Source organism: Streptomyces nojiriensis, from assembly GCF_017639205.1.
In the GTDB taxonomy this organism is placed as follows: Bacteria; Actinomycetota; Actinomycetes; order Streptomycetales; family Streptomycetaceae; genus Streptomyces; species Streptomyces nojiriensis.
This window is the reverse complement of the sequence record NZ_CP071139.1, coordinates 6565070-6591969: the sequence shown is the minus strand read 5'-3', so window position 1 is coordinate 6591969 and position 26900 is coordinate 6565070. Positions and strand designations below refer to the sequence as shown.

The window sequence follows — 26900 nt, the reverse complement described above, 5'->3', positions numbered from 1 at the left end:
TGATGTCAGGATAGAGAATTCGAGCCAAGCGGAGACCGAAATACTTGACGCGGGAATTTGAGTCACGCGATGACTGAAACCAGCCGAACCGCACACCGTGGCCACGAATTTCCGGCGAAACTCACCCGGTACACCTGCGGGCACCTAATCGGCACGCGGATCACGGGGAGGGCGCAACCAGCGGCGGCAGCCCGAGCGATGTGGAGCAGCCGGCCCATCGGTAGCTAGGCGGTCCGCGTGAGTGCGGATCACACGGAGCAACGCCCCTTTTCGGGTTTCCGATTCCAGTTGCCACTCGGCCGACGGGTGTCACTTGACGCGGGCACCTACAGTGGGTTGCATACGTTCTGTGATCACATACCGGACATCGGGAGCCGCGCCATGGACCCGGTGATCGTCGTCGGCGCGGGACCCGTCGGGCTGTCCCTGTCGCTCGCCCTGGCGGGTGCGGGCGTGCCCTCCGTCGTGCTCGACGAGGGGCCCGGCAAGGAAGAGGTCCGCCCGGCCCGTACCGTCGTCCTGCACGCCGAAACGGCGGCCATGGCGCACCGGCTCGGCTGTACGACGCTGCGCGACGAGGGGGCGTACTTCGCCGCCTGGCGCACGATGCGCCGGAGCCGGCCCGACCGGCGGATCACCTTCGAGGACCACCCGGCCCCGCTGCACGTGCCGCAGCACGCGCTGACGCGCGGCCTGCGCGACGCCGCCGCGGCCCACCCGCTCGTCCAGCTGGTCACCGACAGCAAACTGGACTCCCTGGAGCAGGACGGCCGGGGCGTCACCGCGCACACCCGGGGCGCCGAAACCACCTGGTGGCGCGGGAGTTACCTGGTCGGCTGCGACGGCGCCCGCTCCACCGCGCGCAAGCTCCTCGGCATCCGCTTCCCGGGCCGCACCGCCGTGGAGCGGCATGCCGTGGCCGCGCTGCGCACCGAACTGCCGTGGCCCGGCGAGGCCTTGCTGCACCGCAGCCCGCCGCACGAGGTCACCTCGCGGCCGCTGCGCGACGGGGTGTGGCGGCTGGACTGGCTGCTCCCGCCCCGCGGTGAACTCGTGACTCCCGACGCGCTGGTGACCCTGATCCGCGACACCCTCGCGGTGTGGTGCGGCGGCACGACGCCCCCGTACGACCTCATCGACACCGGGGTCCACACCGTGCACCACCGCCTGGCCCGGCGCTGGCGGGACGGCCGCGCCTTCCTCGCCGGAGACGCCGCGCACCTGCTGGGCGCGCTCGGCACCCAGGGCGTCGAGGAGGGGCTCCGGGACGCCGAGAACCTGGCGTGGAAGCTCTCCCTGGCCTGGCACCAGGGGGCCTCCGAGGCCCTGCTCGACAGCTACGAGGGCGAGCGGCGCACCGCGGTCGCCTCCCGGCTGCGCGCGGCCGACCAGGCGATGCCGTCGCTGCGGGCCGGGGGCGGCCTGCGCACCTACCTCCCCGGCGCCGCGCGTTCCGCCGAATCGCTGCTCACCGACGGCCACCTGGGGCGCGGGCCGCTGGGCGCGGAGCCCACGTACGCCCCGCCGGTCGCCGTACGCGAGGTCCCGACGGCCACGGAGCCGGGCGGCCCGGTGGCGAACGTTGCGGTGACCGCGCCCGACGGGGCGACCGTTCCCCTGCGGGACCTGCTCGGGCAGGGCCGGCTGCTGGTCGTCCTGGTGGCTCCCGGCACCGGGGTCTGGGACCGGCGGCACTGGCTCGGCGCCGGGCTGATGCCCCGCCTCGCGGCGGCGGTGAGCGCCCTCCCGGTCCGCACCGACCTGTTGGTCGCGGACAGCTACCCGGGGGCTCCGGCCCACACCGTGCTGCTCGTGCGACCCGACGGCCATCTGGCGGCGACCTTCGCGGGGGTCCGCCCGGCGGAGCTGTACGAGGCGGCGGACACGCTGCGGGCGGGCGCGCCCGCGTCCCGGGTGCCGGCGCCCTCCACGGCGACGCCGACGCCCGCTCCGGCGCCCACGCCGACCGTGGTGATCGATTGACCGTCTCCGGGACTCCGTGGTTCACTCGCGGAATGACCGGCAACGACGTACGCCTGTGGCGGAGGGTCCATATGGACCTGCTCCGCTACGCGGGCTGCGTGTGTCGCCCTTCCTGCTGATTCGCCCTTCCTTCCGCGCGCCCCGTGCCGTCCACCGGCCTGCGCGCACCTCCGCGAACCCAGGAACGGTCCCCTTTCATGTCTGCACCCGCATCCGCACCCCCGTACGCCCCGGAGTCCCCGCCGACGGCCGACGGCCCCACCGCCGCCGAGCTCCTCGACTTCGCCCTCCGCACAGCGGCCGACCCCGCGATCGTGGCCTCGCTGCCGCTCGATCCCGAGGGCCGCACCTGGATCCGGCTGGAGGGGCCGGGCGGCAGCGAGGCATGGCTGATCGGCTGGCCTCCGGGCACCGGAACCGGCTGGCACGACCACGCCGAATCGCGGGGCGCGTTCGCCACCGCCCAGGGCCGGCTCACCGAGCACTCGCTGACCGTGCGCCTGCCCTCGGAGGGCTGGAAGTCCCTGGAACTGGCCCCTGACGTCGACCGCCGCCGCACACTGGCCGCGGGATCGGGGCGCGCCTTCCGGGAACACCACGTGCACGAGGTCCTCAACGAGTCGCAGGCCGAGCACGCGGTCTCCGTGCACGCCTACTACCCGCCGCTCCCGCTGATCCGCCGCTACAGCCGCAGCGGCCCGGTGCTCAGCCTGGAGCACGTCGAGCGTCCGGCGGACTGGCAGTGAGCGCCCCGGTCGGCATCGACGAGCTGCTGGAGCGGGTCCGCGCGGGCTACACCCGCGTGGACGCCCGGGAGGCGTACGCCGCCTCCCGGGCCGGGGCCCTCCTGGTGGACATCCGCTACCAGGCCCTGCGCGAGCGGGACGGGCTGATCCCGGGCGCGCTGGTGGTCGAGCGCAACGAGCTGGAGTGGCGCCTGGACCCCCGGGGCAGCCACCGCCTCCCCGACGCCACGAGCCACGACCTCCAGGTGGTGGTGATCTGCAACGAGGGCTACGCGTCCAGCCTCGCCGCGGCCTCGCTCCACGCCCTGGGTCTCCACCGCGCGACGGACCTGACCGGCGGCTTCCAGGCCTGGAAGACGGCGGGCCTCCCGGTCGCACCCGCCTGAAACTCCCCGGGCTCCGCCCGGACCCGGTCCTCAAACGCCGGACGGGCTGGAAAATCCAGCCTCGCCGGCGATTGAGGCGCGGGGGTCCGGGGGCTACGCCTTCGCCGTGGCCACTTCCACCGGAGGTACCCGCAGCGCCACCCGGCCCGGGAGGGCAGTGGCCGCCAGGGCCAGCACCCCGGCCACCCCCACCACCGCCGCGTAGGCCACCGGCAGCACCGCGGGCGCCGCCACCCCGGTCATGCCCACGCTGAACGCGGTCAGTACGGCCAGCGCGATCCCCGACCCCAGCGCCGTCCCGATCAAGACCACCGCCAGCGCCTCCGTCCGCAGCATCCGCAGCACCTGCCGGCGCTTCGCCCCCGCGAGCCGCAGCATCGCGAACTCCCGGAACCGCTCGGCGGTCGACATCGCGAGCGTGTTCACCACCGCGATCGCGGTGAAGGCCAGCACCAGGCCCATCGCCAGCAGGTTGATCTCCGCCCCGGCGTCCTGCCGCTCGGCCCGGGCCGCGTCGGCGTCCGCCGCGGACTGCACCCGTACGCCCGGGAACGCCCGCACCGCCGCGGCCAGTTGCTCGCGTCCGGTCCCGGAACCCGGTTCGGCCGCCACCAGCACGCCGGCGGCCAGCGGATTGTCCGTGTGGGCGGCCACCAGCCCGTGCGGCAGGGTCAGGTCGCCGAAGCCGAGCCCCCGCGCGTACACGGCCGAGACCGTCAGCGTGACCGGGGTCCCGTCCCCGAGCGTCAGCTCGAGCGGGCTCCCCGGCTTCAGCCCCAGCCGGCCGGCGGCGAGTTCGCTCACCGCCGCGCTCCCCTCGCCGAAGCCGTCCAGGCTGCCGCCGGTGACCTCCGGGTTCCAGGTCCGGGTCAGCCCGGCCGGGGTGACGCCCTGCGCGGCGTACTTCGTCAGCCCCACCCGTACCGACGTGTGCACGATCTCGGTGGCCGCCGTGACCCCCGGGGTACGCCGGACCCGCTCGGCGGCCTCCCGCGTGACTCCGGGGCCCTGCGCGGCCAGGACCCACTGGGCCCGGATCCCGTCGCGGGCCTGGGCCCGGGCGGCGTCCCCGAGCGTCGGGGTGATGAAGAGCACGGTGCAGGTCATGCCGATCAGCAGCGCGAGCGGGGTGACGGCGGAGGCCATGCGCGTGGCGTTCCCGCGCAGGTTGGCGGTGGCCAGGTGGCCGCCCGGGCCGGCCAGCCGCAGCGGTCCGGCGAGCAGCGCGGTGGCGCCCCGTACGAGCAGCGGGCCGAGCAGCGAGACCGCCCCGGCCAGGACCACCACGGCGAGGAAGGTGACCGGGGTGGAGGCCGGCTCGGTGCGCAGCGATCCGAGTGCGACGACCAGCACCGCCCCGCCCGCCAGCAGCAGCACGCCGAGCCCGGTGCGGATCCAGCCGGGCCGCCCCCGCTCCACGGCGGCTTCGGCGAGCGCCTCGGCCGGGCGGATCCGGGCGATCCGGCGGCCGGTGATCCGGGCGGCGGCCCAGGCGCCGAGCAGGCTGGCGGCGACGGCCGCGAACATCGGGAAGATGCCGGCGGTGCGCTCCAGGGTGACGGGGACGACGCCGCTGTCGACGAACCGGCCGTACAGCCAGGCGGCGAGCGGCAGCCCGGCGAGCGCTCCGGCGACGCCGGCGGCCAGGCCGACGAGCAGCGCTTCCCGGCCGATCATGCGGCGTAGCTGCCCGGGGGTGGCGGCGATGGCCCGCAGCAGGGCGAGTTCGCGGTAGCGCTGCCGGACGGAGAGCGCGAAGGTGCCGACGACCACGAGGATCGCGACGAGCAGCGAGGTGCCGCCCATCGCGCCGCCCATGGAGACCAGCTTGACGCGGGCACCGGCGGCGTCGAGGAATTCGACGGGTCCGCGGTCGTCGCCCGCGGTGACCTGTGCGGTGGTGCCCTGCAGCGCCCGCTCGACGCGGGCGGCGAGCTCGGCGGTGCCGACGCCCGGCGCGGGCAGCACCCCGACGGCGCTGACCTGGCCGTCACGGGCGGCGAGCCGCTGGGCCTCGTCGTCGCTGAAGAAGAGCGCGCTCTGCTGCGCGAGGTCGCCCCGGTCCGTCTTCGCGACCCCGCTGACCCGGTACGTCCTGGGTTCGCCGGTGGACTGCACGGCGAGTTCGGAGCCGGGCTTCAGCCCGGCGCGGGCGGCCAGCGCACGGTCGACGACGACCTCGGCGCCGCTCTGCGGGGCGCCGCCCTCGGAGAGGGTGAAGGGGGTCAGTGCGGCGGAGGTCCAGGCGTGCCCGTACGAGGGCACCGGCCTGCCGGGGGCCTTGACCAGGGGGACGGCCTGGAAGGTGAGCTCGGGGACGGCCCGCTCGACGCCGGGCACGGCACGGACCGTGTCCACGGTGGCGGCGGGGAGCCAGGCCCGCTCGGCGACGGGCTTGGCCTTGTGCTTGGTCTTGGTCCGTCCGCCCTTCTTCTCCTTGACCGTGGTCTCGTGGACGTTCTGGTCGGCGGAGACGAGGACCGGCGTGGCCGCGTAGCGCTCGGTGCCGATCTTTCCGCGGAGGCCCGTCTCCAGGAGCGTCCCGCAGGCGGTGATGAGGGCGGCCGCGCACAGCAGTGCGACGAAGGCGCCGAGGAAACCGGCCTTGCGGTCCCTGACGGTCTGGAGGGCGTAGCGCAGCATCATGCGGCCAACTCTGCCGCCGTGTCCGGCGCATGACACTGGCGTGCTCCGGCGTCCGGCCCCGGGGGCTAACCCCACCCCGGGCCCACCGGCTCACTCCCCCGGGTACCCGAGGTCGTCGGCGTCGTCGCCCTCCGTCTCCAGCGCGCGGCGCACCACCCGCAGGGCCATGCCCTCCGGGTATCCCTTGCGGGCGAGCATCCCGGCGAGGCGCCGGATCCGCTTGTCCCGCTCCAGGCCCCGGGTGGAGCGGAGCTTGCGCTCCACGAGCTCCCGGGCGGTCTGCTCCTCCTGGTCGGAGTCCAGCAACTCCAGGGCCTCCTCCACGAGGGTGGCGTGCACCCCCTTGGTCCGGAGCTCCTGGGCCAGTGCCCGGCGGGCCAGGCCGCGGCCGCGGTGCCGGGACTCGACCCAGGCTCCGGCGAAGGCCGCGTCGTCGATCAGGCCGACCTCCTCGTACCGGGAGAGGACCTGCTGCGACACCTCCTCGGGGATGCCCCGCTTGTGCAGGGCGTCCGCGAGCTGGCGCCGGGTACGCGGGCTCCCGGTGAGCAGGCGCAGACAGATCGCCCGCGCCTGCTCCTCGGGGCTCTGGGGCGGCAGCTCCGAACGGCCCTCACGGCCGCGGCGCTCGCCGCCCCCTTCCTGCTCCCGCACGGGTCAGCTCTTGGCCACGGCGGCCTTGGCCGTCGTCTTGGCCTTCGTTGCCGGGGCGGGCACGGCGGTGGCCGTGGCATCGGCCGCGTCCGTGCCGGCTTCGGCGGCGTCCTTGCGGACACCCACGCCCAGCTTCTCCTTGATCTTCCGCTCGATCTCGTTGGCGAGGTCGGGGTTGTCCTTCAGGAAGTTGCGGGCGTTCTCCTTGCCCTGGCCGAGCTGGTCGCCCTCGTACGTGTACCAGGCGCCGGCCTTGCGCACGAAGCCGTGCTCCACGCCCATGTCGATCAGGCCGCCCTCGCGGCTGATGCCCTGGCCGTAGAGGATGTCGAACTCGGCCTGCTTGAACGGGGGCGCGACCTTGTTCTTGACGACCTTGACGCGGGTGCGGTTACCGACCGCGTCCGTGCCGTCCTTGAGGGTCTCGATGCGGCGGATGTCGAGGCGCACGGAGGCGTAGAACTTCAGCGCGCGACCACCGGTGGTGGTCTCGGGCGAGCCGAACATCACACCGATCTTCTCGCGGAGCTGGTTGATGAAGATCGCGGTGGTCTTGGACTGGTTGAGCGCACCGGTGATCTTCCGGAGCGCCTGGCTCATCAGTCGGGCCTGGAGGCCGACGTGCGAGTCGCCCATCTCACCCTCGATCTCCGCGCGCGGCACGAGGGCGGCCACGGAGTCGATGACGATCAGGTCGAGGGCACCGGAGCGGACCAGCATGTCCACGATCTCCAGCGCCTGCTCGCCGGTGTCCGGCTGCGACAGGATGAGGTTGTCGGTGTCGACGCCGAGGGCCTTCGCGTACTCGGGGTCGAGCGCGTGCTCGGCGTCCACGAAGGCGACGGTGCCGCCGGCCTTCTGCGCGTTGGCCACGGCGTGCAGGGTCAGGGTCGTCTTACCGGAGGACTCCGGGCCGTACACCTCGATCACACGGCCGCGGGGCAGCCCGCCGACGCCGAGGGCGATGTCCAGCGCGGTCGACCCGGTGGGGATGACCTCGATGGGGTCGTTCGGCTTGTCGCCGAGGCGCATGACCGCACCCTTGCCGAATTGCCGTTCAATCTGTGCGAGAGCGGCGTCGAGAGCCTTCTCGCGGTCGGTGCCTGCCATGGGTTCCACCCGGTTTGCTTGAGTCGATCGCTTCACGTCACTGACGCTAATGCCTGCCACTGACAATGCGCCTCCACGAGCGTTTCGGCTGTGGATAACCCATCAGAATGGATGTTCGATTTTCCTGTCAAGCGCGCCACGCCTACCCGTCCCCCACCTGCGAGGACCCCGCGGACGCCGGGCTACTCGTCCTCGTCCGTGACCGCGTCCCAGGTCTCCAGCGGGGTCCCCGCCGCGGTCGTGACCTCCAGCACCCGGCACTCCATGAGCTCGGCGGCGGCGAAGAGCCGGTGTCGGACGCGCTCCGTGTCCTCGGGCGGGAAGGCGATCCGGATCCGGTGCGGGTGGGGGGTGTCGTAGGTGAGCAGCCAGTCGGCGTCGAGGGTCGCGAAGTGGTCCTGTCCGCTTCCGTCGCGCTCCGAGCGCCACGCGCCGCGGTCCGTGGTGGGGGCCAGCGCCGTACGCAGACGGCTCAGGCGCTCGTCATGGGGCAAGGGCCCCTCGGACAGGACCAGGCACCGGTCGACACGGGGCCGGAAGGTGTTGAACCAGGGCGCCAGGTCCGGATCCATCGCGCCGAGCAGGCGGGAGTGGACGCGGCCGCCGACCCAGCCCTCGACGAACCCGGCCGCGCCCGTGTGGTGGGTCTCGTACCAGCCCTCGCTGCTCCACACCACGACGGGCCACTCCTCGGGCTCCCCGTCGGTGAGCCAGCAGAGCCGGTCGGCGTCCATGGTGGTGCCCCAGATCAGCAGCCCGCCCGGCGCCGGGTGCAGCGGGTACGGGTAGCGCTCGCCGCCCCGGTCGGCCGATTCCGACGGATGCGCGCCCTGCCACTCGATGCCGTTGTGCTTGCTCGGGCCGAACGGTGTGTGGAGGTAGAGGAGATCGCAGAACTCCCCCCATCCATACGTGGCGACCAGCCACTTGTAGTCGTCGGGCAGCCGTACACCGACCGCGTTCTCGACGACGGTCCAGTCGCCGCGGGCGTCGACGGGGACGGCCGGCGGAGTCACGAGCCGCGCCAGGGCGTCGTGCCCGGTCACGGCAGGTCACGCAGGACGAGCGCCTCCGCGAAGGGGGTGCCGGTCCGCCGCGCGTACGCCATCCGCTCGCGCACCTCGTGCAGGGTGCGCGGCCGGTAGCCCGGCCCGCCGCAGCAGCTCTTGTGGAACCGCACACCCGCGTTCAGCAGCACGGTGAGGGTCCGCCATCCCGCGGTGTCCCGGTGCGGGGGTGCGGCGAAGGCCGAGCCCGCATGGACCAGGGTTCCCGCACACCGCGGGCAGATCCGCTCCCGGTCCCTGTCGTAGGGCTGCTTGTACGAGGCCCGGCAGGGCAGGCAGACGTAGGAGGTCTTCGCATGAGCCATGCGAGCAGGGTAGGCAGCACCCCGCACCGGGATCGACACGATGACCGGGCCCCGGGCGTAGCGGTGGACCGGCGCAGGGTGCCTCAGTCGCCGGAGAAGCCCCAGAAGCGGATCTCCTCCGGCTGCCGTGCGCATCGTGCAGGACCGCGCACCTGCCGGCCCACCGCCGGTCGGCAAGGAGTTCATGAGCTGTACGTGTGCGCGCGTGGGGCGGTCGGTCCCGGCCAGCCGGTACTCCTCGGCAGGCTGGACGGGCTGCACGGTGCCGTGACCGGGAGACCCACCGGGCCGCACCATCCTGTGCACGTCCAGGATCAGGTGCGTCCCCTCCTCCTGGACCCGCCCCCGGCCCGCCTCCCCATCCAGTACCCACACTCCGGCGGAAGCCGGCAACGGTCTCCGACAAGGGCTCTGTCGGCTGCGCCGGCTCTGTCACTTGTGCGCCAGGCCCGCCTTGATCATCGAGACGGTGCTCACCAGCTTGGGGAGCCCTTCCGTCTGGACCGCCGTGATGCCCCGGGAGACCTGGCTCCCGTCCTTCTTCGCGGCCCCGTCGGCGCATTCGCCCGCGCCCCGCCGGAATCCGCCGAGGGCCTCCTTCCAGTACCGCTGGGCGGCTTCGTCCGGAATCGGGTCGAGCTTCTCGGCCTCGGCGGTCCGGGCCAACAGGTCCTGGCAGGCGGGTCCTTGGACGTCGATCGTGCGCATGCTCACCTCGTTGACCCGGCCGGCGTCCTCGTTCAGCTTCCGGATCTGCTCCTCGCCTCCCGAGCTGTACCACTCCTCCAGCCGCTCGGCCGGTGCCTGGGAACAGCCTCCGAGCAACAGCGTGACGGCTGCGAGGGTGACGGTGACGGTGACGGTGACGCGGGTCGCCGCGGGGACGCGCACACGGAATCTCATGGAACCTGGAACCCCCTGGATCGGTCCGACCGATGCTGTCAGGGAGGCTCCGGGCCCGTGCCCCTCGTGATGGTTTCGTGACGGGTCGTCGGCCGGAGGGAGATCGCCGTCCCGAGGGACTCGGCGCACAGGAACTTCGGCGCACCCTCCTCGTAGAACACGTCGAGGGCGGTGATCGTGAATCCCGCCGCCGCCAGCAGGTCCGGGGCGGAGCGGGTGAGGTGGCAGCCGCCCAGCAGCCGCATGTTCAGCGGTTCGAGCCGTCGCTGCAGGCGCCGCACGCGCCAGTCGCCTTCCGGGGCGAGCCCGTGCTCGACGAAGTGCAGGGTGCCGCCGGGCTTGAGCACGCGGCGCAGCTCGCGCAGGGCGGCCATGGCGTCGGGGATGGTGCACAGCGTCCAGGTGGACAGCGCCGAGTCGAAACGGCCGTCCTCGAAGGGCAGCGACTGGCCGTCCAGGCCGGCCCGCCGGACCGGGACGCGGGCGTCGCGCACGCGCTTGGCGGCCAGTCGCCACGCGACGTCGGAGGGCTCGACCGCCGACACGCCCGTGACGGCCTGCGGATAGAAGGGGGCGTTGTGCCCCGCGCCGAAGCCGATCTCGACGACCTCGCCCGCGAGCCCCGCGCAGACCCGGCGGCGCAGCGGCCGGGCCATCTTGGCCCCGCAGGCGACGTCGAGGATCCGCGGCACTGCCTGCTCGGCGTAGAACCCCATGGCCGCCTCCGCGTCTCGCCATTCCCCCTCAGGATGGCACCGCGGTCCCGCGCCCACGAACTCCCCAGCCGAGTGACAACCCAGGGTTGACACTCACGGAAGTGTCAACCTACGGTTGCACCTATGACGAACCCTTCGGTGGAACCCGTTCGCATGACCAATCCGGTACGCCTCGACGACCTGATCGAGGCCATCAACAAGGTCCACGCCGACCCCCTGGAGCAGCTCAGCGGCGCCGTCGTCGCGGCAGAGGCTCTCGGGGACGTCGCAGACCACCTCATCGGTCACTTCGTCGACCAGGCCCGCCGCTCCGGCGCCTCCTGGACCGACATCGGCCGCAGCATGGGCGTCACCCGCCAGGCGGCCCAGAAGCGCTTCGTCCCCAAGGCCGACAAGGAGGGCGCCGGCGGCATGGACCCGAGCGCCGGCTTCGGCCGGTTCACCCCCCGCGCCCGCAACGTCGTCATGACCGCCCAGAACGAGGCCCGCGCCGCCGGCAACACCGAGATCAGCACCGGGCACCTGGTCCTGGGCCTCCTCGCCGAATCCGAGGGCCTCGCCGCGTACGCCCTGCGCGCCCAGGGGGTCACGGCGGACGACGTACGCGCCGCGGTGACCGCCCTGCTGCCCCCGGCCCAGCCGGAGGTCCCCGACCTGATCCCCTTCGACGCGTCCGCGAAGAAGGCCCTCGAGCTCACCTTCCGCGAGGCCCTTCGCCTGGGCCACGACTTCGTCGGCACGGAGCACGTCCTGCTGGCGCTCCTGGAGCTGGAGAACGGCGAGGGCCCGCTGAGCGGCCTCGGTCTGGACAAGGCCGCCGTCGAGACGACCGTCAGCGAAGCCTTGGCAGTCGTACGCGTCGTCGCGGACGAGAAGTAGAGGAATCCGCGTCCTGGGTCAGCTCGTAGCGCTTGACGTACGCACCCAGGAAGGACTGCAGGGTGGCGACGGCCGGGATCGCGATGAGCGCCCCGACCGCGCCCAGCAGGGCGGTGCCCGCGATGACCGATCCGAAGGCCACGGCCGGATGGATGTCCACGGTCCTCGAGGTCAGCTTCGGCTGGAGGACGTAGTTCTCGAACTGCTGGTAGACCACCACGAACCCGAGTACGTACAGCGCGTACCAGGGATCCACGGTGAAGGCGAGCAAGACCGGCAGCGCGCCCGCGAGATAGGTGCCGATGGTGGGCACGAACTGGGAGACCAGTCCCACCCACACGGCGAGCGCGGGCGCGTACGGCACCCCGAGGACCGCCAGCACGATGTAGGTCGCGACACCGGAGATCAGCGCCATCAGCCCGCGCGAGTAGAGGTACCCGCCCGTCTTGGCTACGGCGATCTCCCAGGCGCGCAGCACCTCGGCCTGCTTCGCGGGCGGCAGTACGGAGCACAGCGCGCGCCGCAGCCGCGGTCCGTCGGCGGCGAAGTAGAAGGAGAAGAGTCCGATCGTCAGCAGCTTGAAGAGTCCGCCGAGCACGGTGGCGGAGACGTCGAGCACGCCGGACGCGCTGTTCTGCACGTACTTGCGCAGCCAGTCGGAGCGCAGCACGCTCTCCTGGATCTCCAGCCGGGACAGTTCGGTGTGGAAGGTGGAGTTGATCGCCTTGATCACCGAGTCGAGATAGCCCGGGAAGCCCTCGACCATGGCGACGATCTGCCCGGCGAGCAGCGAGCCGAGCAGTGCGAGAAATCCTGCGGTCACGACGAGCACCGCGAGGAACATCACGAAGGTGGCGACCCCGCGGCGCATGCCGCCGGCCGCCATCCTGGCCACCGCCGGTTCGATCGCGAGCGCGAGGAAGAACGCGATCAGGATGTTGACGAGGAGGCCTATCAGCTGGTGGAAGGCCCAGCTGCCGAGCTGGAAACAGGCCACGAGGGCCAGTACGAGGATCACGGCGCGCGGCAGCCAGCGCGGCATGCGCGCATCGTCCGCGGCTGGGGCCGCACCGGACGGCGGTGGAGCCGGCGGCGCGGGCGGACCCGGCCGACCAGGCTGACCCGGCTGACCCGGCGATTTCGGCTCCTCCGCCTGCACCGGCGGTGTCACCCCCCGCGCCTCGGCGGACTGATCGGTCGTCTCTTCGCTGGCTGCCACGGCGCCAAGTCTGTCCCACCCGCGCCCGCCCTCGCGAAACAGCTCGCTGGTCAGCGCAGCGAAGCCGGCACGTCCATCGCCGAACACACCGCGCGCCACACGTCCTTGGTCTCCCAGCCCGCGTCCAGCGCCTGGTGGACGGTCCGCCCGCCCAGCTCCGTCATGACGTGGTCCCGCGCGAAGGAGTCGGCGTAGCCCGCGCCGAAGTGCTCCGCCATCCGTTCCCAGAAAATCGTCAACCGCATGCCCCCAGTATCCCGCCCCGGGAGAGTGCACCGCCCGCGTTCGGCCCTCCCCGCCGCACCACCGCGTCCTACGTTGCACGCATGCCCGGAGACGAAGCTTCCCCGCAGACCCCCCATTCCCCCCACACCCCGCCATCCCCCCGGACTCCCCAGCCCCCGCAGCCCGCCCAGCCCCAGCAGGACCCGCTGGCCCGCGCCGAGGGGTTCATCTGGCTCACGGCCCGCGTGCTGGAGCAGCGGCGGTTCGCCTTCCACTTCCTCGGCGGGGACGCCGACCCGGTGGACACGGCCCTCGGTTCCTACCTCAACGCGGACGGCGGCTACGGTCACGCGCTCGATCCAGATCTTCGCGGTCCGCTCAGCCAGCCCCTGCACACCGCGCACGCGCTGCGCGTGCTCGACAGCCTGGGCCGCTGCGCCGGACAGCGCGTCGAGCGGCTCTGCCGTCACCTGACCGGGGTCTCCACCGCGGACGGCGCGCTTCCGGTGGTCTTCCCCGCCCACCGCGACTATCCCGCGGCCCCCTACCACCCGATGCACGACGACCCTCCGGGCGAGCTGCTGACCACGGGCCCGGTCGTCGGCGTACTGCACCGCAACCGGGTCTGGCACGCCTGGCTCTTCCGGGCCACGGACTTCTGCTGGGACCGGGTCGAGAACCTGCGCCACTCGCACCCGTACGAGGTCCAGAGCGCGGTGGCCTTCCTCGACGGCATCCCCGACCGGGCGCGCGCGGCGGCGGCCGCGGACCGGCTGGGCCGGCTGGTGCGCGAGCAGCGGCTCGTGGTGCTCGATCCGGTACGGCGGGCGGAGTACCCGGAGGCCCCCGGCTACGCGCCGGGCGAGCGGCTGTACCCGCACGACTTCGCCCGGCGGCCGGAGTCGCTGGCCCGCGGCTGGTTCACCGATGCGGAGCTGCGCCGCTCACTGGACTTCCTGGCCTCCGAACAGCAGCCGGACGGCGGCTGGCCGGTGCGCCGGCGGGCCTGGGCGCCGGGGAGCTCGCTGGAGCGGCGGCCGATCGCGACCCTGGAGGCCCTGCTCACATTGCGGGCGTACGGGCGCCTGCCCGCCCAGGTCAGCCGCCCAGGGCCCGTACCCCCGCGGTGACGACGACGGCGGCCGCGACCACGACCAGGAACGGGGCCCGCAGCAGCAGCGCCAGCCCGGCGGCCGCGAGTCCGGCGGCGCGGGCGTCGACGACGAGGGCGGACCCGGTGCTGAAGGTCTGCTGGGCGGTGAGCGCGGCGAGCAGGGCGACCGGCAGCAGGGCGGACAGGCGGCGCACGAGCGGCCGCTCCAGGGCCCCGGCGGGGACGAGCAGCCCGGCGAGCTTGACGGCGTAGCAGCCGACGACGGTGAGGCCGATGGCGATCCAGACGTTCACGGACGGCGTCCCTTCGTCCACAGCACGACGGGGGCGGCCAGGGCCGCGATCAGCACGGGCACGCCGGCGGGCAGTACGGGCAGGAAGCCGAGCCCGAGGACGAGCGCGAGGGCGGCGACGGCCCGCTCGGTGGAGGTCTTCAGCATCGGCGCCAGCAGCGCCAGGAACACGGCCGGGCCGGCGGCGTCCAGGCCCCACGCCCTGGTGTCCCCGATGGCCTCGGCGCCGAGCGCGCCGAGCAGGGTGGTGAGGTTCCACAGCACGTAGAGGGTGAGGCCGGTGACGGTGAAGCCGAGCCGGGCCGACTTCCGGTCGGGCTGGGCCAGCGCGACGGCGGTGGTCTCGTCGATCACCCAGTGCGCGGCGAGGGGCCGCACGGGGCGGGGCAGTTTGAGCAGCTGCGACAGCCGCAGCCCGTAGAAGGCGTTCCGGGTCCCGAGGAAGAAGGCCCCGGCGGCGGCGGTGAACGGGTTCCCGCCCGCGGCGAGCGCCCCGACCAGGGCGAACTGCGAGGCGCCGGTGAAGACGAGCAGGCTGAGCACACAGGCCTGGAGGGTGCTGATGCCGGCCCCGGCGGCGGTCACCCCGAAGGCGAACCCGGACAGTCCGACGGCCACTCCGACCCCGAGCGCGTCCCGTACGACGGCGGCGCGCGGCCGCTCGTCGGGCGTCGGTGCCTCACGTATCTCTGGCTCTGTGACCAGCTGGTTCTCTCCCACGCCCCGAAACTACGCGGGGCCCGCCGGGTGGGTCTTGTACGTTCTTGCGCGCACCCGGCGCCCGTGACCTGCGGCCCGAGGGACCTCAGAGGGCCCGCTCCCGCCGGTACGCGCCGGGCGGGACGCCCACGATCCGGGTGAAGTGCCGGTTCAGGTGCGGCTGGTCGGTGAAGCCCACGGTGACGGCCGCCTCTGCGGGCGCCGTGCCCGCGTCGAGGAGCCGGCGCGCCCGGCGGACGCGGGCGTCGGTCAGCCAGGTGTGCGGCGGCATCCCGTACCGCTCGCGGAAGGCCCGCAGCAGGGCGAAGGGGCTCGTGCCCAGCTCCGCGGCGAGCTGCTCCAGCGACGGCGGGTCGGCCATCCGCTCCTGCAGTACGGCCCGGGCGGCCGCGGCGTCGGCGCCGCCCGCTCCACGGACGGTACGGGCGGGCAGCGGTCCGGCGTGCCGGGTCAGCATCCGCGCCACCACGCTGCGCAGCAGTGTGTCGGCGGCCAGCGCGTTCCCCGCCTCGGCGGCCCGGTGGATCTCGGTGATGGCCTGCGCGCCCTGGGGGTCGGCGACCATGTCGGTGGTGAAGCCGGGGGTGCCGCGCAGGGTGCCGAGGTCGTCGGCGACCTCGGCGATCAGCTCGCTGGAGGGGTAGAGGGTGGCGTACGCCCATCCTTCGGGGGCGCCGGCGCGCGCGGTGTGGGGTACCTCGGGGTTGATCAGGACCACGCTGCCCGGCCCGGCGCGCACGACGTGGCCGGGGAGTCCGATCTCCTCGATGCCTCCGGTAACGGCCGCGATGACGTACCCGTCGTGCGCGTGGCGCGGGAAGGTGTGGCGCACGTAATGGGCGCGCAGCAGGTCGAGCCCCGGCAGTTCCGCGTACTGCCAGTGCCGTGCCCACTCCCGGCGGCCCCCGGCGCCCTCGTCCGTCCCCATCCCCCCATTCTGCGCCCCCGCGCCGACTCACGTTTCCCCAGGTCCGGCCCGTTGTCAGTGGCCGGGTGCACGATGGGGGCATGGCAGGCGCTGCGCTCGACTCGTTCTCCCCCGCGACCCGCTCGTGGTTCACGGGGGCCTTCGTCACGCCCACCGACGCACAGGAGGGCGCCTGGCGGGCGATCGGGGAGGGCTCGGACGTGCTGGTGGTGGCCCCCACCGGCTCCGGCAAGACCCTGGCCGCGTTCCTCGCCGCCCTCGACCGGCTCGCGTCGACCCCGCCGCCCGCCGAGTCGAAGAAGCGCTGCCGCGTGCTGTACGTATCGCCCTTGAAGGCCCTGGCCGTCGACGTGGAGCGCAATCTGCGCAGCCCGCTGACCGGGATCCGCCAGGAGTCGGTCCGCCTGGGCCTGCCCGAGCCGGACATCCGGGTCGGGATCCGCTCCGGCGACACCCCGCCCGCCGAGCGGCGGGCGCTGGCCACCCGCCCGCCGGACATCCTCATCACCACGCCCGAGTCCCTGTTCCTGATGCTGACCTCGGCGGCCCGGGAGGCCCTGACCGGGATCGAGACGGTGATCCTGGACGAGGTCCACGCGGTCGCGGGGACCAAGCGCGGCGCCCATCTCGCCCTCTCCCTGGAGCGGCTGGACGAGCTGCTGCCCCGCCCCGCGCGCCGGATCGGGCTGTCGGCGACGGTGCGGCCGGTGGACGAGGTGGCCCGGTACCTGGCGCCGCGCGGCAAGGTGGAGATCGTCCAGCCGCCTTCGGCCAAGGAGTTCGACCTGTCGGTGGTCGTTCCGGTGCAGGACATGGGCGAGTTGGGCGGCTCCCCCGCGACCGAGGGCAAGGAGGGCGGGGACAAGCCGTCGATCTGGCCGCACGTGGAGGAGCGGATCGCCGACCTGGTGCAGGCGCACCGCTCGACGATCGTGTTCGCCAACTCCCGCCGCCTCGCCGAGCGGTTGTGCAACCGGCTCAACGAGATCGCGTACGAGCGCGCCGTGGGCGAGAAGCTGCCGGAGGGTGCGCCCCCGGCCGAGATCATGGCCCAGTCGGGCGCCGCCCGGGGGGCCCCGCCGCTGCTGGCGCGCGCGCACCACGGCTCGGTGTCCAAGGAGCAGCGGGCGCTGGTGGAGGAGGACCTGAAGGCGGGCCGGCTGCCCGCCGTGGTCGCCACCTCCAGCCTGGAGCTGGGCATCGACATGGGCGCGGTGGACCTGGTGGTGCAGGTGGAGTCGCCGCCCTCGGTGGCCTCGGGGCTGCAGCGGGTGGGCCGGGCCGGGCACCAGGTGGGCGCGGTCTCCACCGGCGTGGTCTTCCCCAAGTACCGCGGCGACCTGGTGCAGGCGGCGGTGGTCACCGAGCGGATGCGCACGGGGGCCATCGAGTCGCTGCGGGTGCCCTCCAACCCCCTGGACGTACTGGCGCAGCAGCTGGTCGCGATGGTCGCGATGGACACCTGGCAGCTGGACGACCTGCTCGCCCTGGTGCGGCGGGCGGCGCCCTTCGCGGCGCTGCCGGAGTCGGCGTTCACGGCGGTGCTGGACATGCTGGCGGGGCGCTATCCGTCGGACGCGTTCGCCGAGCTCCGGCCGCGCGTGGTCTGGGACCGGGCGGCGGGGACGGTCACGGGCCGGCCGGGTGCCCAGCGCCTCGCGGTCACCTCGGGCGGCACGATCCCCGACCGCGGTCTCTTCGGCGTCTTCCTCGCGGGCTCCGACCCCAAGAAGGGCGGCGGCCGGGTCGGGGAGCTCGACGAGGAGATGGTCTACGAGTCCCGCGTCGGGGACGTCTTCACCCTGGGCACCACCTCGTGGCGGATCGAGGACATCACCCGCGACCGGGTCCTGGTCACCCCCGCCCCCGGGGTCCCGGGCCGGCTGCCGTTCTGGAAGGGCGACCAGCTCGGCCGGCCGCTCGAACTGGGCCGCGCGGTCGGCGCGTTCCTCCGCGAGCTCGGCGGCCTGGGCGAGGAGGACGCCCGGCTGCGGCTGCTGGCGGCGGGCCTGGACGCCTGGGCCGCCGAGAACGTGCTGGCGTACCTCGCCGAACAGCGCGAGGCCTGCGGTCACGTCCCCGACGACCGGACCATCGTGGTCGAGCGGTTCCGCGACGAACTGGGCGACTGGCGGGTCGTGGTCCACTCACCTTTCGGCGCGCAGGTGCACGCCCCGTGGGCGCTGGCGCTGGGGGCCCGCCTCGCCGAGAAGTACGGCATGGACGCGCAGGTGATGCACGCCGACGACGGGATCGTGCTCCGCCTGCCCGACGCGGACCTGCTCTCGATGGACCTCCTGGACCACGACCCGGCCGCCGCGCACGGGTTCGAGTTCGACGACGAGAAGGCCCCGCTGGGCGCGGCCGATGTCGCCTTCGACCACGGCGACATCAACCAGCTCGTCACCGACCAGGTCGGCGGCTCCGCGCTGTTCGCCTCCCGGTTCCGCGAGTGCGCGGCCCGCGCCCTGCTGCTGCCGCGCCGGAGCCCCGGCCGGCGCACCCCGCTGTGGCAGCAGCGCCAGCGCGCCTCCCAGCTGCTCCAGGTGGCCTCGGAGTTCGGCTCCTTCCCGATCGTGCTGGAAGCCGTACGGGAGTGCCTCCAGGACGTCTTCGACGTGCCCGGCCTGACCGAGCTGATGGGGGACATCGAGGCGCGCCGCGTGCGGCTGGTCGAGGTGACCACCCCGGAGCCCTCCCCCTTCGCCCGTTCCCTCCTCTTCGGGTACGTGGCCCAGTTCCTCTACGAGGGCGACTCGCCGCTGGCCGAGCGCCGGGCGGCCGCGCTGTCGCTGGACTCCCGGCTGCTGGCCGAGCTGCTCGGCCAGGCGGAGCTGCGCGAACTCCTCGACGCGCAGGTGCTGGAGGAGCTGGAGCGGGAGCTCCAGTGGCTCACGGAGGACCGGCGGGCCAAGGATCCCGAGTCGGTGGCCGACCTGCTGCGCCTGCTGGGCCCGCTGACGCAGGACCAGTTGACCGAGCGCGGGGCGGATCCGGCGTGGGCCCGCGAGCTCGCCGCGGCCCGCCGCGCCATCGCGGTCAGGATCGGCGGCGCGGACCACTGGGCTGCGATCGAGGACGCGGGCCGGCTGCGGGACGCGCTGGGCACAGCCCTGCCCGTCGGTGTCCCGGAGGCGTTCACCGAACCGGTCAAGGACCCGCTCGGGGACCTGCTGGCCCGGTACGCCCGCACCCACGGGCCCTTCACCACGGCCGCCGTCGCCGCCCGCTTCGGCCTGGGCGCGGCGGTGACCGAGGGCGCCCTGCACCGGCTGGCCGCGGCCGGCCGGGTGGTGCAGGGCGAGTTCCACCCGGCGGGCATCGGCCAGGAGTGGTGCGACGCGACGGTGTTGCGCAGGCTCCGCCGCCGCTCCCTCGCCGCGCTCCGCCAGGAGCTGGAACCGGTGCCGCCGACCTCGCTGGCCACCTTCCTCCCCCAGTGGCAGCACCTGGGCGGCGCCCTGCGCGGCCTCGACGGGCTGGCCCGGGCGGTGGAGCAGCTCCAGGGCGCCCCGGTGCCGGCCTCCGCGCTGGAACGCCTGATCCTCCCGTCGCGGGTGAGCGGGTACTCCCCGGGCCTGCTGGACGAGCTGACCACCGCGGGCGAGGTGGTGTGGGCGGGCGCGGGTGCCCTCCCGGGCAAGGACGGCTGGATCTCCCTCTACCTGGCGGACGCGGCCCCGATGCTGCTGCCCCCGCCGCACCCGCTGGAGCAGAGCCCCCTCCACCAGGCGGTCCTGGCGTCGCTGGCGGGCGGGTACGGCCTGTTCTTCCGGCAGATCGCGCAGTCGATCCGCGGCGAGTTCCCCGAGGTGTCCGACGTCGCGCTCTCCGAGGCCGTATGGGATCTGGCCTGGTCGGGCCGGCTCACCAACGACACCCTGGCCCCGTTGCGCTCACTGCTCGGTTCGGGCCGCACGGCCGGCTCGACGGCGCACCGGGCCCGGCGCACCGTCCCCCGCGGCCGGTACGGCACGCTCAGCGCGACCGTGTCCCGTACCGGCCCGCCCACCGTCTCCGGGCGCTGGTCCCTGCTGCCGGCCGCGGCCCCCGACCCGACGCACCGGGCCCACGCCCTGGCCCGCACCCTGCTGGACCGGCACGGGGTGGTGACCCGCGGGGCGGTCGCCGCGGAAGGGGTGGAGGGCGGCTTCAGCGCGGTCTACCGCGTCCTGTCGGCCTTCGAGGACAGCGGCCAGGCCCGCCGGGGCTATGTGGTCGAGGGGCTGGGCGCGGCCCAGTTCGCTATGGACGGCGCGGTGGACCGGCTCCGGGCCGCCGAACGGACGCCGCCCCCGCTGGCGGCGGTGGTGCTGGCGGCCGCCGACCCGGCAAACGCGTACGGCGCGGCCCTGCCCTGGCCCGAGCCCCCGGCCGGGGCCACCCACAAGCCGGGCCGCAAAGCGGGCTCCCTGGTGGTCCTGGTCGACGGGGAGCTCGTCCTCTACCTGGAGCGCGGCGGCAAGACCCTGCTGGCCTGGCCCGCCCCGGAGGACCCCCGGCTCGCGGCGGCCACGGCCGCCCTGGCGGGCGCCTCCCGCGCGGGCACGCTCCCGGCCCTCACGGTGGAACGGATCAACGCGGCGGCAGCCCTGACCTCCCCCCTGGGACCGGCCCTGGAGGCGGCCGGCTTCCACGCCACGCCGAGGGGGTTGCGCCTGCGCTCCTGACCGCCCACACGGTCCCGACTGTGCCGCTCGCGTCCTGAACATGTCACAAACCTGTCGTCGACCGCCCCTGAGCAGGCCGATCCACTTATTGATCCTTTATCAAGGTGATCACAGGCATCGCACCGGCGATGCACAGTCATGGGGGACGAGAAGAGTGAGCACCATCAGCATGCGCAACACCACCCTGGGCGCGGTCGGCCTGGCGGTCATCGGCAGCCTGGTCCTGACCGGCTGCAAGAACGGCGACGAGGAGCTCCCGGCGCAGCCGGCCGCGTCCAGCCCGGGCGGCACCTCGCCCACCGCCGGCGCCTCGGCCAGCCCGTCGACCGGTGACAGCGCGGCCCCCGCCGGGGCCCCGGGCACGGCGAAGTCCGGCCAGGTCTTCAAGATCGGCGAGGCCGCGGAAATCCCGTACGACTACGGAGACTTCAAGGGCAGCCGGGTCGCCCTCACCGTCACCGCGATCGAGCAGGGCACGCCCGCCGACCTGGAAGGGCTGAAGCTCGGCGACAAGGCGAACGGCAAGGTCCCGTACTACATCCGCTACACGGTCAAGAACATCGGCGCCACGGACATGTCGTACGCCTCGGTCGGGCACGTCAGGGGCCTGCTCGGGGACGGCACCGAGGCCCAGAGCCTGGCGGTCATCGGCAAGTTCGAGAAGTGCAAGGAAGAGTCCATGCCGAAGGGCTTCACCAACGGCCAGACCCAGACCAGTTGCGCGATAGCCCTGGCCCCGTCGGCCCAGGTGAAGGTCGCCGGCGCCGAGTACTGGGGCAACCCGTACAACGCGATCAGCAACGGCAAGGGCATCACCTGGAAGTAGCCCCACCCCCCGGGCCCGCGGCACCCGCCCGGGCCCCGGCACGAACGCCGGCCCCGGGCCGATGACGCCCGGAAAGCAGGCCGCGCACGCCGCCACGCCCGTCCCCGGACACCCGATCCGGGGACGGGGCCGCCGCAGCCGACCGCAGGCGCCCGACCGCGAGCCGGGGCCACGTTCCCGCCCGGGCCCGGGTCGGCAGCTTCACCCGACGCGGAGCGCGCCCGGCGGACCCCGCGCGGAGCGCCGCCCCGGCGGACATCGGCGGCACAATGAAGTCATGCCCGAAGGCGACAGCGTCCGGCGCGTGGCGACCCGGCTCCACACCGCCCTCGCAGGCCGCGCACTCACCCACAGCGACCTGCGCGTCCCCCGCTTCGCCACCGCCGACCTCACCGGCCGCGTCACCCTCGACGTCACCCCCCGCGGCAAACACCTCCTCGCCCGCTTCGAGGGCGGCCTCACCCTGCACAGCCACCTCCGGATGGACGGCGCCTGGCGCGTCTTCGCCTCCGGCGAGAAGTGGCGCGGCGGCCCCGCCCACGAGATCCGGGCCGTCCTCGGCACGGCCGACCACACCGCCGTCGGATACCGCCTCCCCATCCTGGAACTGATCCGCACCGCCGAGGAGGACCGCGCCGTGGGCCACCTCGGCCCCGACCTCCTCGGCCCGGACTGGGATCCGGCCCTCGCCGCCGCCCACCTCCTCGCCGCCCCCGAGCGCGCCCTCGGCGAGGCCCTGCTCGATCAGCGCAACCTCGCCGGGATCGGCAACATCTACAAGGCCGAGCTCTGCTTCCTGGCCCAGGTCACCCCGTGGACCCCGGTCGGCGCGCTCCCCGAGTCCGCTCTCCCCCGGCTGGCCGCCGCCGCCCACCGGCTGCTGTCCGCCAACACCGGCGAGCGGCCGGGCCCGCGCAACACCACCGGCAGCCGCCGCCCCGGCCAGGAGCTCTTCGTCTACGGTCGCGCGCACCGCCCCTGCCTGCGCTGCGGCACCCCCGTCCGCGAGGCCCCCCAGGACGGCCGCCCCACCTACTGGTGCCCCCGCTGCCAGCAGGGCCCGACACCCTGAACACCGAACTCGAAGTCCCGGACCCGACCGGCCACACCGATTGACGGTCCGTCAGATCCGGTCGTACGGTCCCGACATGCCCACACCCACAGCCCCGTACGGCCTCACCGGCCGCACCGCCCTGATCACCGGCGCCGCCAGCGGTATCGGCCGCGCCACCGCCGTCCTGCTCGCCGAGGCGGGCGCGCACGTGCACTGTGCGGACCGCGACGAGCAGGGCCTCGCCGAGACGGCCGCCCTCGTCTCCAAGGCCGGCGGCGCCGCCACCGTCCACCCCCTCGACGTCACCGACCGGGCCGCGCTCCGGGCGGCGGTCACCGCGGCGGGTCCGCTCGACATCGCGGCCGCCATCGCCGGGGTCATGCACACGAGCAGCGTCCTGGAGACCACCGACGAGGACCTCGACCGGATCCTGGACATCAATTTCAAGGGGGTCCTGCGCACCTGCCAGGAGGCCACCCGTTCCATGATCGCGGCGGGCCGCCCCGGCTCCGTCGTCACCATGGCCTCGGGGGCCGTGGACGCCGCCCAGCCCGGCCTGCTCTGCTACAGCGCCGCCAAGGCCGCCGTCGTCCAGCTGACCAAGACCCTCGCCACCGAGGCCGGCCCGCACGGCATACGGGTCAACGCCGTCGCCCCGGGCTGGATCCGCACTCCCATGACCGGCCGCCACAGCTCCGAGGTCCAGGAGCGGACCGAGGCGGCGATGGTCCGCATGTCCCCGCTGCGCCGGGTCGGCGAGCCCGAGGACATCGCCCGGGCGGTGCTCTACCTGGCCTCGGACGCCTCGTCCTTCATGACAGGTCAGATCCTTCGCCCGAACGGTGGGGTGTCCATGCCCTGGTAGCCCCGTCGGCCGCCCGCCGCACCGCCCGCCGCGCCTTCCGCACCGGGCCCGGCACACAGTGCACCGGCAGCAGGCCCAGTCCCCAGCCGCCCACCGCCACCGCGCCCTCCACGGCCCCGGACTCGGCGGGCGCCAGCACCAGCCGCAGCACGGCCCACCACCACAACACCCCCACCGTCAGCGCCAGGACCGACACCGCGGGTATGCGCAGCAACCGCCGCACGAACGCCTCCCAGGGGCCGGAACCCGGACGGCCCCATCCTCCCGCACCCCCCGCGCCCCCGCACCCAGAACGGCCGGGAGCCCCGGCCGGTGCACCAGGCACCGGCCGGGGCTCCGGCCACGCTCAAACACGCACGTGCTCGCTCACGCGGCTACGACATTCACCGCTTCCGCAGGCGCCTTGATGGTCACCCGCTCCGGCCCACCCGTGACCGAAGCCATGGAGACCGAATTGAGCATCGGGCGGACCGGCACGCTGACCGGTTCGCTTGCCGCGGCCGACTGTGCCAGCTCGGCCAGCGACAGTTCGTCACTGACTTCGCGCATCAGCTCGGACATCCGTACGTCCAACGCGTCGCAGATCGCGGAGAGCAGCTCGGAGGATGCCTCCTTCTGCCCCCGCTCCACCTCGGAGAGATAGCCGAGCGAAACTCGGGCCGACGAGGAGACTTCGCGCAGAGTACGGCCCTGGCGCTGGCGCTGCCGACGCAGCACGTCACCCAGCAGGCGACGGAGCAGAATCATCGGTGGCTCCCTCCTCTGACCGTGTAGCCGCATCCTTCACGCCCCACCGTACCGCCTCGCGCCGCGGCCGTGCGGGGAGCGATGTCGTGTTCACTCAGGGCTGCAAACATCAAATCCCCCCGTTCTGTTCCGTATCCTGCCTCCGCGCATTCTCGCGGAGTTGGTCCGAGAGAAGCCTGAGCACTGTGCGTGCACTCTCCCTACGGATTTCCGCGCGGGAGCCTTTCAACCTCAGACGGACCGTTTTCCTGCCCCCTGGACCGTCCACCGCGACGAAAACGGTGCCCACCGGCTGCCCGTCCTGCGGCTCCGGACCGGCCACCCCGGTGGTCGAGATCCCCCACGAAGCGCCCATCACGCGCCGAACGCCGGCCGCCATCTCCCCCGCGACCTGCGCGTTCACCGCACCTTCGGCTTCGAGCAATCCCGCGTCCACCCCGAGGACCAGGTGCTTGATTTCGGTCGCGTACGCCGTGACCGAGCCGCGGAAGGACCGGGAGGCTCCGGGGACCGCCGTGAGCTCGGCTGCCACCATGCCGCCGGTCAGCGATTCCGCCACGGCAAGGGTCTGGTCACTCTCCGCAAGCAGACGCAGCACATCCGCAGCCACTGCGGTCGCAGCGACCTCTCCCGAAGCGGCTTCCGCCGCCGGAAAATCCCCCGCCGCGTGGGTCACCGCGCGGCCCGCTCCGCAGCCCGCTCCTCGGCGAGACCCTGGCGGCGCAGCACGACCGCCTGCCGGATGTAGTCCAAACCGGTGACGACGGTCAGCACGACGGCGATCGCCATCACCCAGAAGCGCATGGTCGCCAGCGCCCCGGTCAGCGCGAGTACGTACATGCCCACGGCCGTGCCCTGGGCCAGGGTCTTCAGTTTTCCGCCCCGGCTGGCCGGAATCACGCCGTAGCGGATGACCCAGAAGCGCATCAGGGTGATCCCGAGCTCCCGTCCGAGGATCACCCCGGTCACCCACCAGGGGAGGTCACCGAGCCAGGAGAGACAGATCAGCGCCGACCCCATGATCGCCTTGTCGGCGATGGGGTCGGCGATCTTGCCGAAGTCCGTGACCAGGTTGTACGTCCGGGCCAGGTGCCCGTCGAAGATGTCCGTGATCATGGCGACGGCGAACGCGGCCCACGCCCAGGCCCGCCAGGCCGGGTCGTAGCCGCCGTCGGCGAGGAGCAGGACGACGAAGCCCGGCACGAGCACGAGCCGGATCATCGTCAGGATGTTGGCGATGTTCCACAGGCTGGCCTGATTGACCGCCGCGGCCCCCAGCTTCGCGCCGGGTACCGGCCGACGGCCGGTCCCGCCCGCCGCAGATGCCGGGACTCCGGTCATCCTGCCGCCTCCTCAAGATCCATGCCGAGGGGCTCGGCCACCAGGTCCACGCCCAGGGTGCCGACCACCTTTGCCGTGACGATACGCCCGGGGACCAGGCCCGTGCTGTCCGTGAAGACCACCTGGCCGTCCGTTTCGGGCGCCTGGTGGGCGGCGCGCCCGTAGGCGCCCTCGCCGTCCTCGTCGACCTCTTCCACGGTCTCGACGAGCACTTCGAGGGTCTCCCCGATGCGCTCCTCGGCACGCTGCGAGGTGAGCTCCTCGGCGAGCCGCTGCATGTGCGCGAGCCGCTCGGCGATGGTGTCCTCGTCCAGCTTGTTCTCGTAGGTGACGGCCTCGGTGCCGTCCTCGTCGGAGTAGCCGAAGACGCCGATGGCGTCGAGGCGCGCGTGGGTGAGGAAACGCTCCAGCTCGGCGAAGTCCGATTCCTTCTCGCCGGGGAAGCCGACGATGAAGTTGGAGCGGACGCCCGCCGTCGGGGCCTTGGAGCGGATGGTGTCCAGCAGCTCCAGGAAGCGGTCGGTGTCACCGAAGCGGCGCATGGCGCGCAGCACGTCGGGGGCCGAGTGCTGGAAGGACAGGTCGAAGTACGGCACGACCTTGGGGGTCGAGGTGAGTACGTCGATCAGGCCGGGCCGCATCTCGGCGGGCTGGAGGTAGCTGACGCGGACGCGCTCGATGCCGTCCACCTCGGCCAGCTCCGGCAGCAGGGTCTCCAGCAGCCGGATGTCGCCGAGGTCCTTGCCGTACGAGGTGTTGTTCTCGGAGACCAGCATGATCTCCTTGACGCCCTGCTCGGCCAGCCAGCGGGTCTCGCCCAGCACGTCGCTGGGGCGGCGGGAGATGAAGGAGCCGCGGAAGGACGGGATGGCGCAGAAGGAGCAGCGCCGGTCGCAGCCGGAGGCCAGCTTGACCGAGGCGACCGGGCTCTTGTCCAGGCGGCGGCGCAGGGGCGCGCGCGGGCCCGAGGCGGGCGCGAGCCCGTCCGGCAGGTCGGCGGGGGCCTCGGCCGGCGCCTCGGCGGGCGTCTGGGCGTGGCCCGGGAGGGAGACCTCGGCGCCCTGGCGCGCGGCCGGGCTGATCGGCAGCAGCTTGCGCCGGTCGCGCGGGGTGTGGGAGGCGTGGATGCCACCGTTGAGGATGGTCTGGAGGCGGTCGGAGATGTCGGCGTAGTCGTCGAAACCGAGGACTCCGTCGGCCTCGGGGAGCGCTTCGGCGAGTTCCTTGCCGTAGCGCTCGGCCATACAGCCGACGGCGACGACGGCCTGGGTCTTGCCGTGATCCTTGAGATCGTTGGCTTCCAGGAGGGCGTCTACGGAGTCCTTTTTGGCGGCTTCGACGAAGCCGCAGGTGTTGACGACGGCTACGTCCGCATCGGCGGCGTCCTCGACGAGCTCCCAGCCATCCGCCGCCAAGCGGCCTGCGAGCTCCTCCGAGTCCACCTCGTTACGGGCGCAGCCAAGAGTGACAAGGGCGACGGTACGGCGTTCGGGCATGGAATCAA

Annotated in this window: 26 protein-coding genes; 10 read left to right on the top strand and 16 right to left on the bottom strand. The window is 73.5% G+C overall.

Annotated features, from left to right (window positions below; genetic code table 11):
• Nucleotides 1-381 precede the first annotated feature (381 nt).
• The 4 genes from JYK04_RS30730 to JYK04_RS30720 all read left to right on the top strand — a co-directional run bounded on the left by JYK04_RS30730 (nucleotide 382) and on the right by JYK04_RS30720 (nucleotide 3115).
• Nucleotides 382-1983 carry an FAD-dependent oxidoreductase gene (locus tag JYK04_RS30730; RefSeq protein ID WP_189738740.1) on the top strand — a complete coding sequence of 534 codons (1602 nt, stop codon included), beginning with the start codon at nucleotides 382-384 and terminating at the stop codon, nucleotides 1981-1983.
• A gap of 32 nt (nucleotides 1984-2015) precedes the next feature.
• The gene (locus tag JYK04_RS42430) at nucleotides 2016-2102 is read left to right on the top strand and encodes a putative leader peptide (RefSeq protein WP_311318651.1); all 87 of its coding nucleotides are present in this window, start codon (nucleotides 2016-2018) and stop codon (nucleotides 2100-2102) included.
• Nucleotides 2103-2180: 78 nt separating this feature from the next.
• On the top strand, nucleotides 2181-2729 hold the full coding sequence (locus JYK04_RS30725; RefSeq protein WP_189738738.1) for a cupin domain-containing protein: 549 nt from the start codon (nucleotides 2181-2183) through the stop codon (nucleotides 2727-2729).
• Nucleotides 2726-3115 carry a rhodanese-like domain-containing protein gene (locus JYK04_RS30720; RefSeq protein ID WP_373297445.1) on the top strand — a complete coding sequence of 130 codons (390 nt, stop codon included), beginning with the start codon at nucleotides 2726-2728 and terminating at the stop codon, nucleotides 3113-3115. The genes JYK04_RS30725 and JYK04_RS30720 overlap by 4 nt, the downstream gene beginning before the upstream one ends.
• A 93-nt stretch (nucleotides 3116-3208) precedes the next feature.
• Here the strand turns inward: JYK04_RS30720 and JYK04_RS30715 are convergent, their stop codons facing one another.
• From JYK04_RS30715 to JYK04_RS30685, 7 genes are all read right to left on the bottom strand, one after another.
• Complete coding sequence (locus JYK04_RS30715; RefSeq protein WP_189738736.1) at nucleotides 3209-5761, bottom strand: FtsX-like permease family protein; 2553 nt, start codon at nucleotides 5759-5761, stop codon at nucleotides 3209-3211.
• 90 nt (nucleotides 5762-5851) lie between these two features.
• Nucleotides 5852-6415, bottom strand: coding sequence for a recombination regulator RecX (gene recX / locus JYK04_RS30710; RefSeq protein WP_189738734.1), 564 nt, complete (start codon nucleotides 6413-6415; stop codon nucleotides 5852-5854).
• A gap of 3 nt (nucleotides 6416-6418) precedes the next feature.
• The gene (recA, locus tag JYK04_RS30705) at nucleotides 6419-7534 is read right to left on the bottom strand and encodes a recombinase RecA (protein ID WP_189738732.1); all 1116 of its coding nucleotides are present in this window, start codon (nucleotides 7532-7534) and stop codon (nucleotides 6419-6421) included.
• 173 nt (nucleotides 7535-7707) lie between these two features.
• Nucleotides 7708-8571 (bottom strand): SMI1/KNR4 family protein, encoded by an 864-nt coding sequence (locus JYK04_RS30700; protein ID WP_189738730.1) that lies wholly within the window; start codon nucleotides 8569-8571, stop codon nucleotides 7708-7710.
• A complete protein-coding gene (locus JYK04_RS30695; protein ID WP_189738727.1) occupies nucleotides 8568-8897 on the bottom strand; it encodes a deoxyxylulose-5-phosphate synthase in 330 nt (109 codons plus the stop codon). Before JYK04_RS30695 ends, JYK04_RS30700 begins: the two co-directional genes overlap by 4 nt.
• A gap of 432 nt (nucleotides 8898-9329) precedes the next feature.
• Nucleotides 9330-9800, bottom strand: a complete 471-nt coding sequence (locus JYK04_RS30690) for a hypothetical protein (protein ID WP_189738724.1) — start codon at nucleotides 9798-9800, stop codon at nucleotides 9330-9332.
• Between the two features lie 38 nt (nucleotides 9801-9838).
• Complete coding sequence (locus JYK04_RS30685; RefSeq protein WP_268254148.1) at nucleotides 9839-10573, bottom strand: class I SAM-dependent methyltransferase; 735 nt, start codon at nucleotides 10571-10573, stop codon at nucleotides 9839-9841.
• Between the two features lie 66 nt (nucleotides 10574-10639).
• On the opposite strand from JYK04_RS30685, the gene JYK04_RS30680 reads away from it, so the two are divergent.
• Nucleotides 10640-11395, top strand: coding sequence for a Clp protease N-terminal domain-containing protein (locus JYK04_RS30680; RefSeq protein WP_189738718.1), 756 nt, complete (start codon nucleotides 10640-10642; stop codon nucleotides 11393-11395).
• On the opposite strand, the gene JYK04_RS30675 is transcribed toward JYK04_RS30680, so the two are convergent.
• Together JYK04_RS30675 and JYK04_RS30670 are read right to left on the bottom strand one after the other, a co-directional pair.
• The gene (locus tag JYK04_RS30675) at nucleotides 11349-12554 is read right to left on the bottom strand and encodes an AI-2E family transporter (protein ID WP_229875610.1); all 1206 of its coding nucleotides are present in this window, start codon (nucleotides 12552-12554) and stop codon (nucleotides 11349-11351) included. The two genes, JYK04_RS30680 and JYK04_RS30675, sit on opposite strands and share 47 nt — an antisense overlap.
• A 110-nt stretch (nucleotides 12555-12664) precedes the next feature.
• Nucleotides 12665-12859: a DUF3046 domain-containing protein gene (locus JYK04_RS30670; RefSeq protein WP_033217375.1), complete on the bottom strand. Its 195-nt coding sequence runs from the start codon at nucleotides 12857-12859 to the stop codon at nucleotides 12665-12667.
• A gap of 81 nt (nucleotides 12860-12940) precedes the next feature.
• Between JYK04_RS30670 and JYK04_RS30665 the strand changes: the two genes are divergently transcribed.
• Nucleotides 12941-13969 carry a hypothetical protein gene (locus JYK04_RS30665; RefSeq protein WP_373297444.1) on the top strand — a complete coding sequence of 343 codons (1029 nt, stop codon included), beginning with the start codon at nucleotides 12941-12943 and terminating at the stop codon, nucleotides 13967-13969.
• On the opposite strand, the gene JYK04_RS30660 is transcribed toward JYK04_RS30665, so the two are convergent.
• From JYK04_RS30660 to JYK04_RS30650, 3 genes are all read right to left on the bottom strand, one after another.
• Nucleotides 13938-14246: an AzlD domain-containing protein gene (locus tag JYK04_RS30660; RefSeq protein ID WP_189738712.1), complete on the bottom strand. Its 309-nt coding sequence runs from the start codon at nucleotides 14244-14246 to the stop codon at nucleotides 13938-13940. The two genes, JYK04_RS30665 and JYK04_RS30660, sit on opposite strands and share 32 nt — an antisense overlap.
• Nucleotides 14243-14932, bottom strand: a complete 690-nt coding sequence (locus JYK04_RS30655; RefSeq protein ID WP_308431053.1) for an AzlC family ABC transporter permease — start codon at nucleotides 14930-14932, stop codon at nucleotides 14243-14245. The genes JYK04_RS30660 and JYK04_RS30655 overlap by 4 nt, the downstream gene beginning before the upstream one ends.
• 118 nt (nucleotides 14933-15050) lie before the next feature.
• The gene (locus JYK04_RS30650) at nucleotides 15051-15893 is read right to left on the bottom strand and encodes an AraC family transcriptional regulator (RefSeq protein WP_189738706.1); all 843 of its coding nucleotides are present in this window, start codon (nucleotides 15891-15893) and stop codon (nucleotides 15051-15053) included.
• An 80-nt stretch (nucleotides 15894-15973) separates the two neighbouring features.
• Here JYK04_RS30650 and JYK04_RS30645 point away from each other — a divergent pair, with 80 nt between their 5' ends.
• The 4 genes from JYK04_RS30645 to JYK04_RS30630 all read left to right on the top strand — a co-directional run bounded on the left by JYK04_RS30645 (nucleotide 15974) and on the right by JYK04_RS30630 (nucleotide 23308).
• Nucleotides 15974-20563, top strand: coding sequence for an ATP-dependent helicase (locus tag JYK04_RS30645; protein WP_189738703.1), 4590 nt, complete (start codon nucleotides 15974-15976; stop codon nucleotides 20561-20563).
• A 154-nt stretch (nucleotides 20564-20717) separates the two neighbouring features.
• A complete protein-coding gene (locus JYK04_RS30640; protein ID WP_189738700.1) occupies nucleotides 20718-21389 on the top strand; it encodes a hypothetical protein in 672 nt (223 codons plus the stop codon).
• 277 nt (nucleotides 21390-21666) lie between these two features.
• Complete coding sequence (locus tag JYK04_RS30635) at nucleotides 21667-22461, top strand: Fpg/Nei family DNA glycosylase (RefSeq protein ID WP_189738698.1); 795 nt, start codon at nucleotides 21667-21669, stop codon at nucleotides 22459-22461.
• Nucleotides 22462-22537: 76 nt separating this feature from the next.
• Complete coding sequence (locus JYK04_RS30630; protein WP_189738695.1) at nucleotides 22538-23308, top strand: SDR family NAD(P)-dependent oxidoreductase; 771 nt, start codon at nucleotides 22538-22540, stop codon at nucleotides 23306-23308.
• Nucleotides 23309-23674: 366 nt separating this feature from the next.
• Here JYK04_RS30630 and JYK04_RS30625 read toward each other — a convergent pair whose 3' ends face one another.
• The 4 genes from JYK04_RS30625 to rimO form a co-directional block, all read right to left on the bottom strand.
• Nucleotides 23675-24055, bottom strand: a complete 381-nt coding sequence (locus tag JYK04_RS30625) for a helix-turn-helix domain-containing protein (RefSeq protein WP_030012484.1) — start codon at nucleotides 24053-24055, stop codon at nucleotides 23675-23677.
• A 109-nt stretch (nucleotides 24056-24164) separates the two neighbouring features.
• Nucleotides 24165-24665 carry a CinA family protein gene (locus JYK04_RS30620; RefSeq protein WP_229875597.1) on the bottom strand — a complete coding sequence of 167 codons (501 nt, stop codon included), beginning with the start codon at nucleotides 24663-24665 and terminating at the stop codon, nucleotides 24165-24167.
• 62 nt (nucleotides 24666-24727) lie between these two features.
• The gene (gene pgsA, locus JYK04_RS30615) at nucleotides 24728-25396 is read right to left on the bottom strand and encodes a CDP-diacylglycerol--glycerol-3-phosphate 3-phosphatidyltransferase (RefSeq protein ID WP_189738690.1); all 669 of its coding nucleotides are present in this window, start codon (nucleotides 25394-25396) and stop codon (nucleotides 24728-24730) included.
• Nucleotides 25393-26892, bottom strand: coding sequence for a 30S ribosomal protein S12 methylthiotransferase RimO (gene rimO, locus JYK04_RS30610; RefSeq protein WP_189738688.1), 1500 nt, complete (start codon nucleotides 26890-26892; stop codon nucleotides 25393-25395). Before rimO ends, pgsA begins: the two co-directional genes overlap by 4 nt.
• Nucleotides 26893-26900 lie beyond the last annotated feature (8 nt).

Excerpts from the sequence above, each read along its gene's own strand:
- JYK04_RS30730 (WP_189738740.1), top strand. The coding sequence starts at position 382 with ATGGACCCGGTGATCGTCGTCGGCGCGGGACCCGTCGGGCTGTCCCTG.
- JYK04_RS42430 (WP_311318651.1), top strand. The coding sequence starts at position 2,016 with ATGACCGGCAACGACGTACGCCTGTGGCGGAGGGTCCATATGGACCTG.
- JYK04_RS30725 (WP_189738738.1), top strand. The coding sequence starts at position 2,181 with ATGTCTGCACCCGCATCCGCACCCCCGTACGCCCCGGAGTCCCCGCCG.
- JYK04_RS30715 (WP_189738736.1), bottom strand. The coding sequence starts at position 5,761 with ATGATGCTGCGCTACGCCCTCCAGACCGTCAGGGACCGCAAGGCCGGT.
- JYK04_RS30695 (WP_189738727.1), bottom strand. The coding sequence starts at position 8,897 with ATGGCTCATGCGAAGACCTCCTACGTCTGCCTGCCCTGCCGGGCCTCG.
- JYK04_RS30690 (WP_189738724.1), bottom strand. The coding sequence starts at position 9,800 with ATGAGATTCCGTGTGCGCGTCCCCGCGGCGACCCGCGTCACCGTCACC.
- JYK04_RS30680 (WP_189738718.1), top strand. The coding sequence starts at position 10,640 with ATGACGAACCCTTCGGTGGAACCCGTTCGCATGACCAATCCGGTACGC.
- JYK04_RS30670 (WP_033217375.1), bottom strand. The coding sequence starts at position 12,859 with ATGCGGTTGACGATTTTCTGGGAACGGATGGCGGAGCACTTCGGCGCG.
- JYK04_RS30665 (WP_373297444.1), top strand. The coding sequence starts at position 12,941 with ATGCCCGGAGACGAAGCTTCCCCGCAGACCCCCCATTCCCCCCACACC.
- JYK04_RS30650 (WP_189738706.1), bottom strand. The coding sequence starts at position 15,893 with ATGGGGACGGACGAGGGCGCCGGGGGCCGCCGGGAGTGGGCACGGCAC.
- JYK04_RS30645 (WP_189738703.1), top strand. The coding sequence starts at position 15,974 with ATGGCAGGCGCTGCGCTCGACTCGTTCTCCCCCGCGACCCGCTCGTGG.
- JYK04_RS30635 (WP_189738698.1), top strand. The coding sequence starts at position 21,667 with ATGCCCGAAGGCGACAGCGTCCGGCGCGTGGCGACCCGGCTCCACACC.
- JYK04_RS30630 (WP_189738695.1), top strand. The coding sequence starts at position 22,538 with ATGCCCACACCCACAGCCCCGTACGGCCTCACCGGCCGCACCGCCCTG.
- JYK04_RS30625 (WP_030012484.1), bottom strand. The coding sequence starts at position 24,055 with ATGATTCTGCTCCGTCGCCTGCTGGGTGACGTGCTGCGTCGGCAGCGC.
- pgsA (WP_189738690.1), bottom strand. The coding sequence starts at position 25,396 with ATGACCGGAGTCCCGGCATCTGCGGCGGGCGGGACCGGCCGTCGGCCG.
- rimO (WP_189738688.1), bottom strand. The coding sequence starts at position 26,892 with ATGCCCGAACGCCGTACCGTCGCCCTTGTCACTCTTGGCTGCGCCCGT.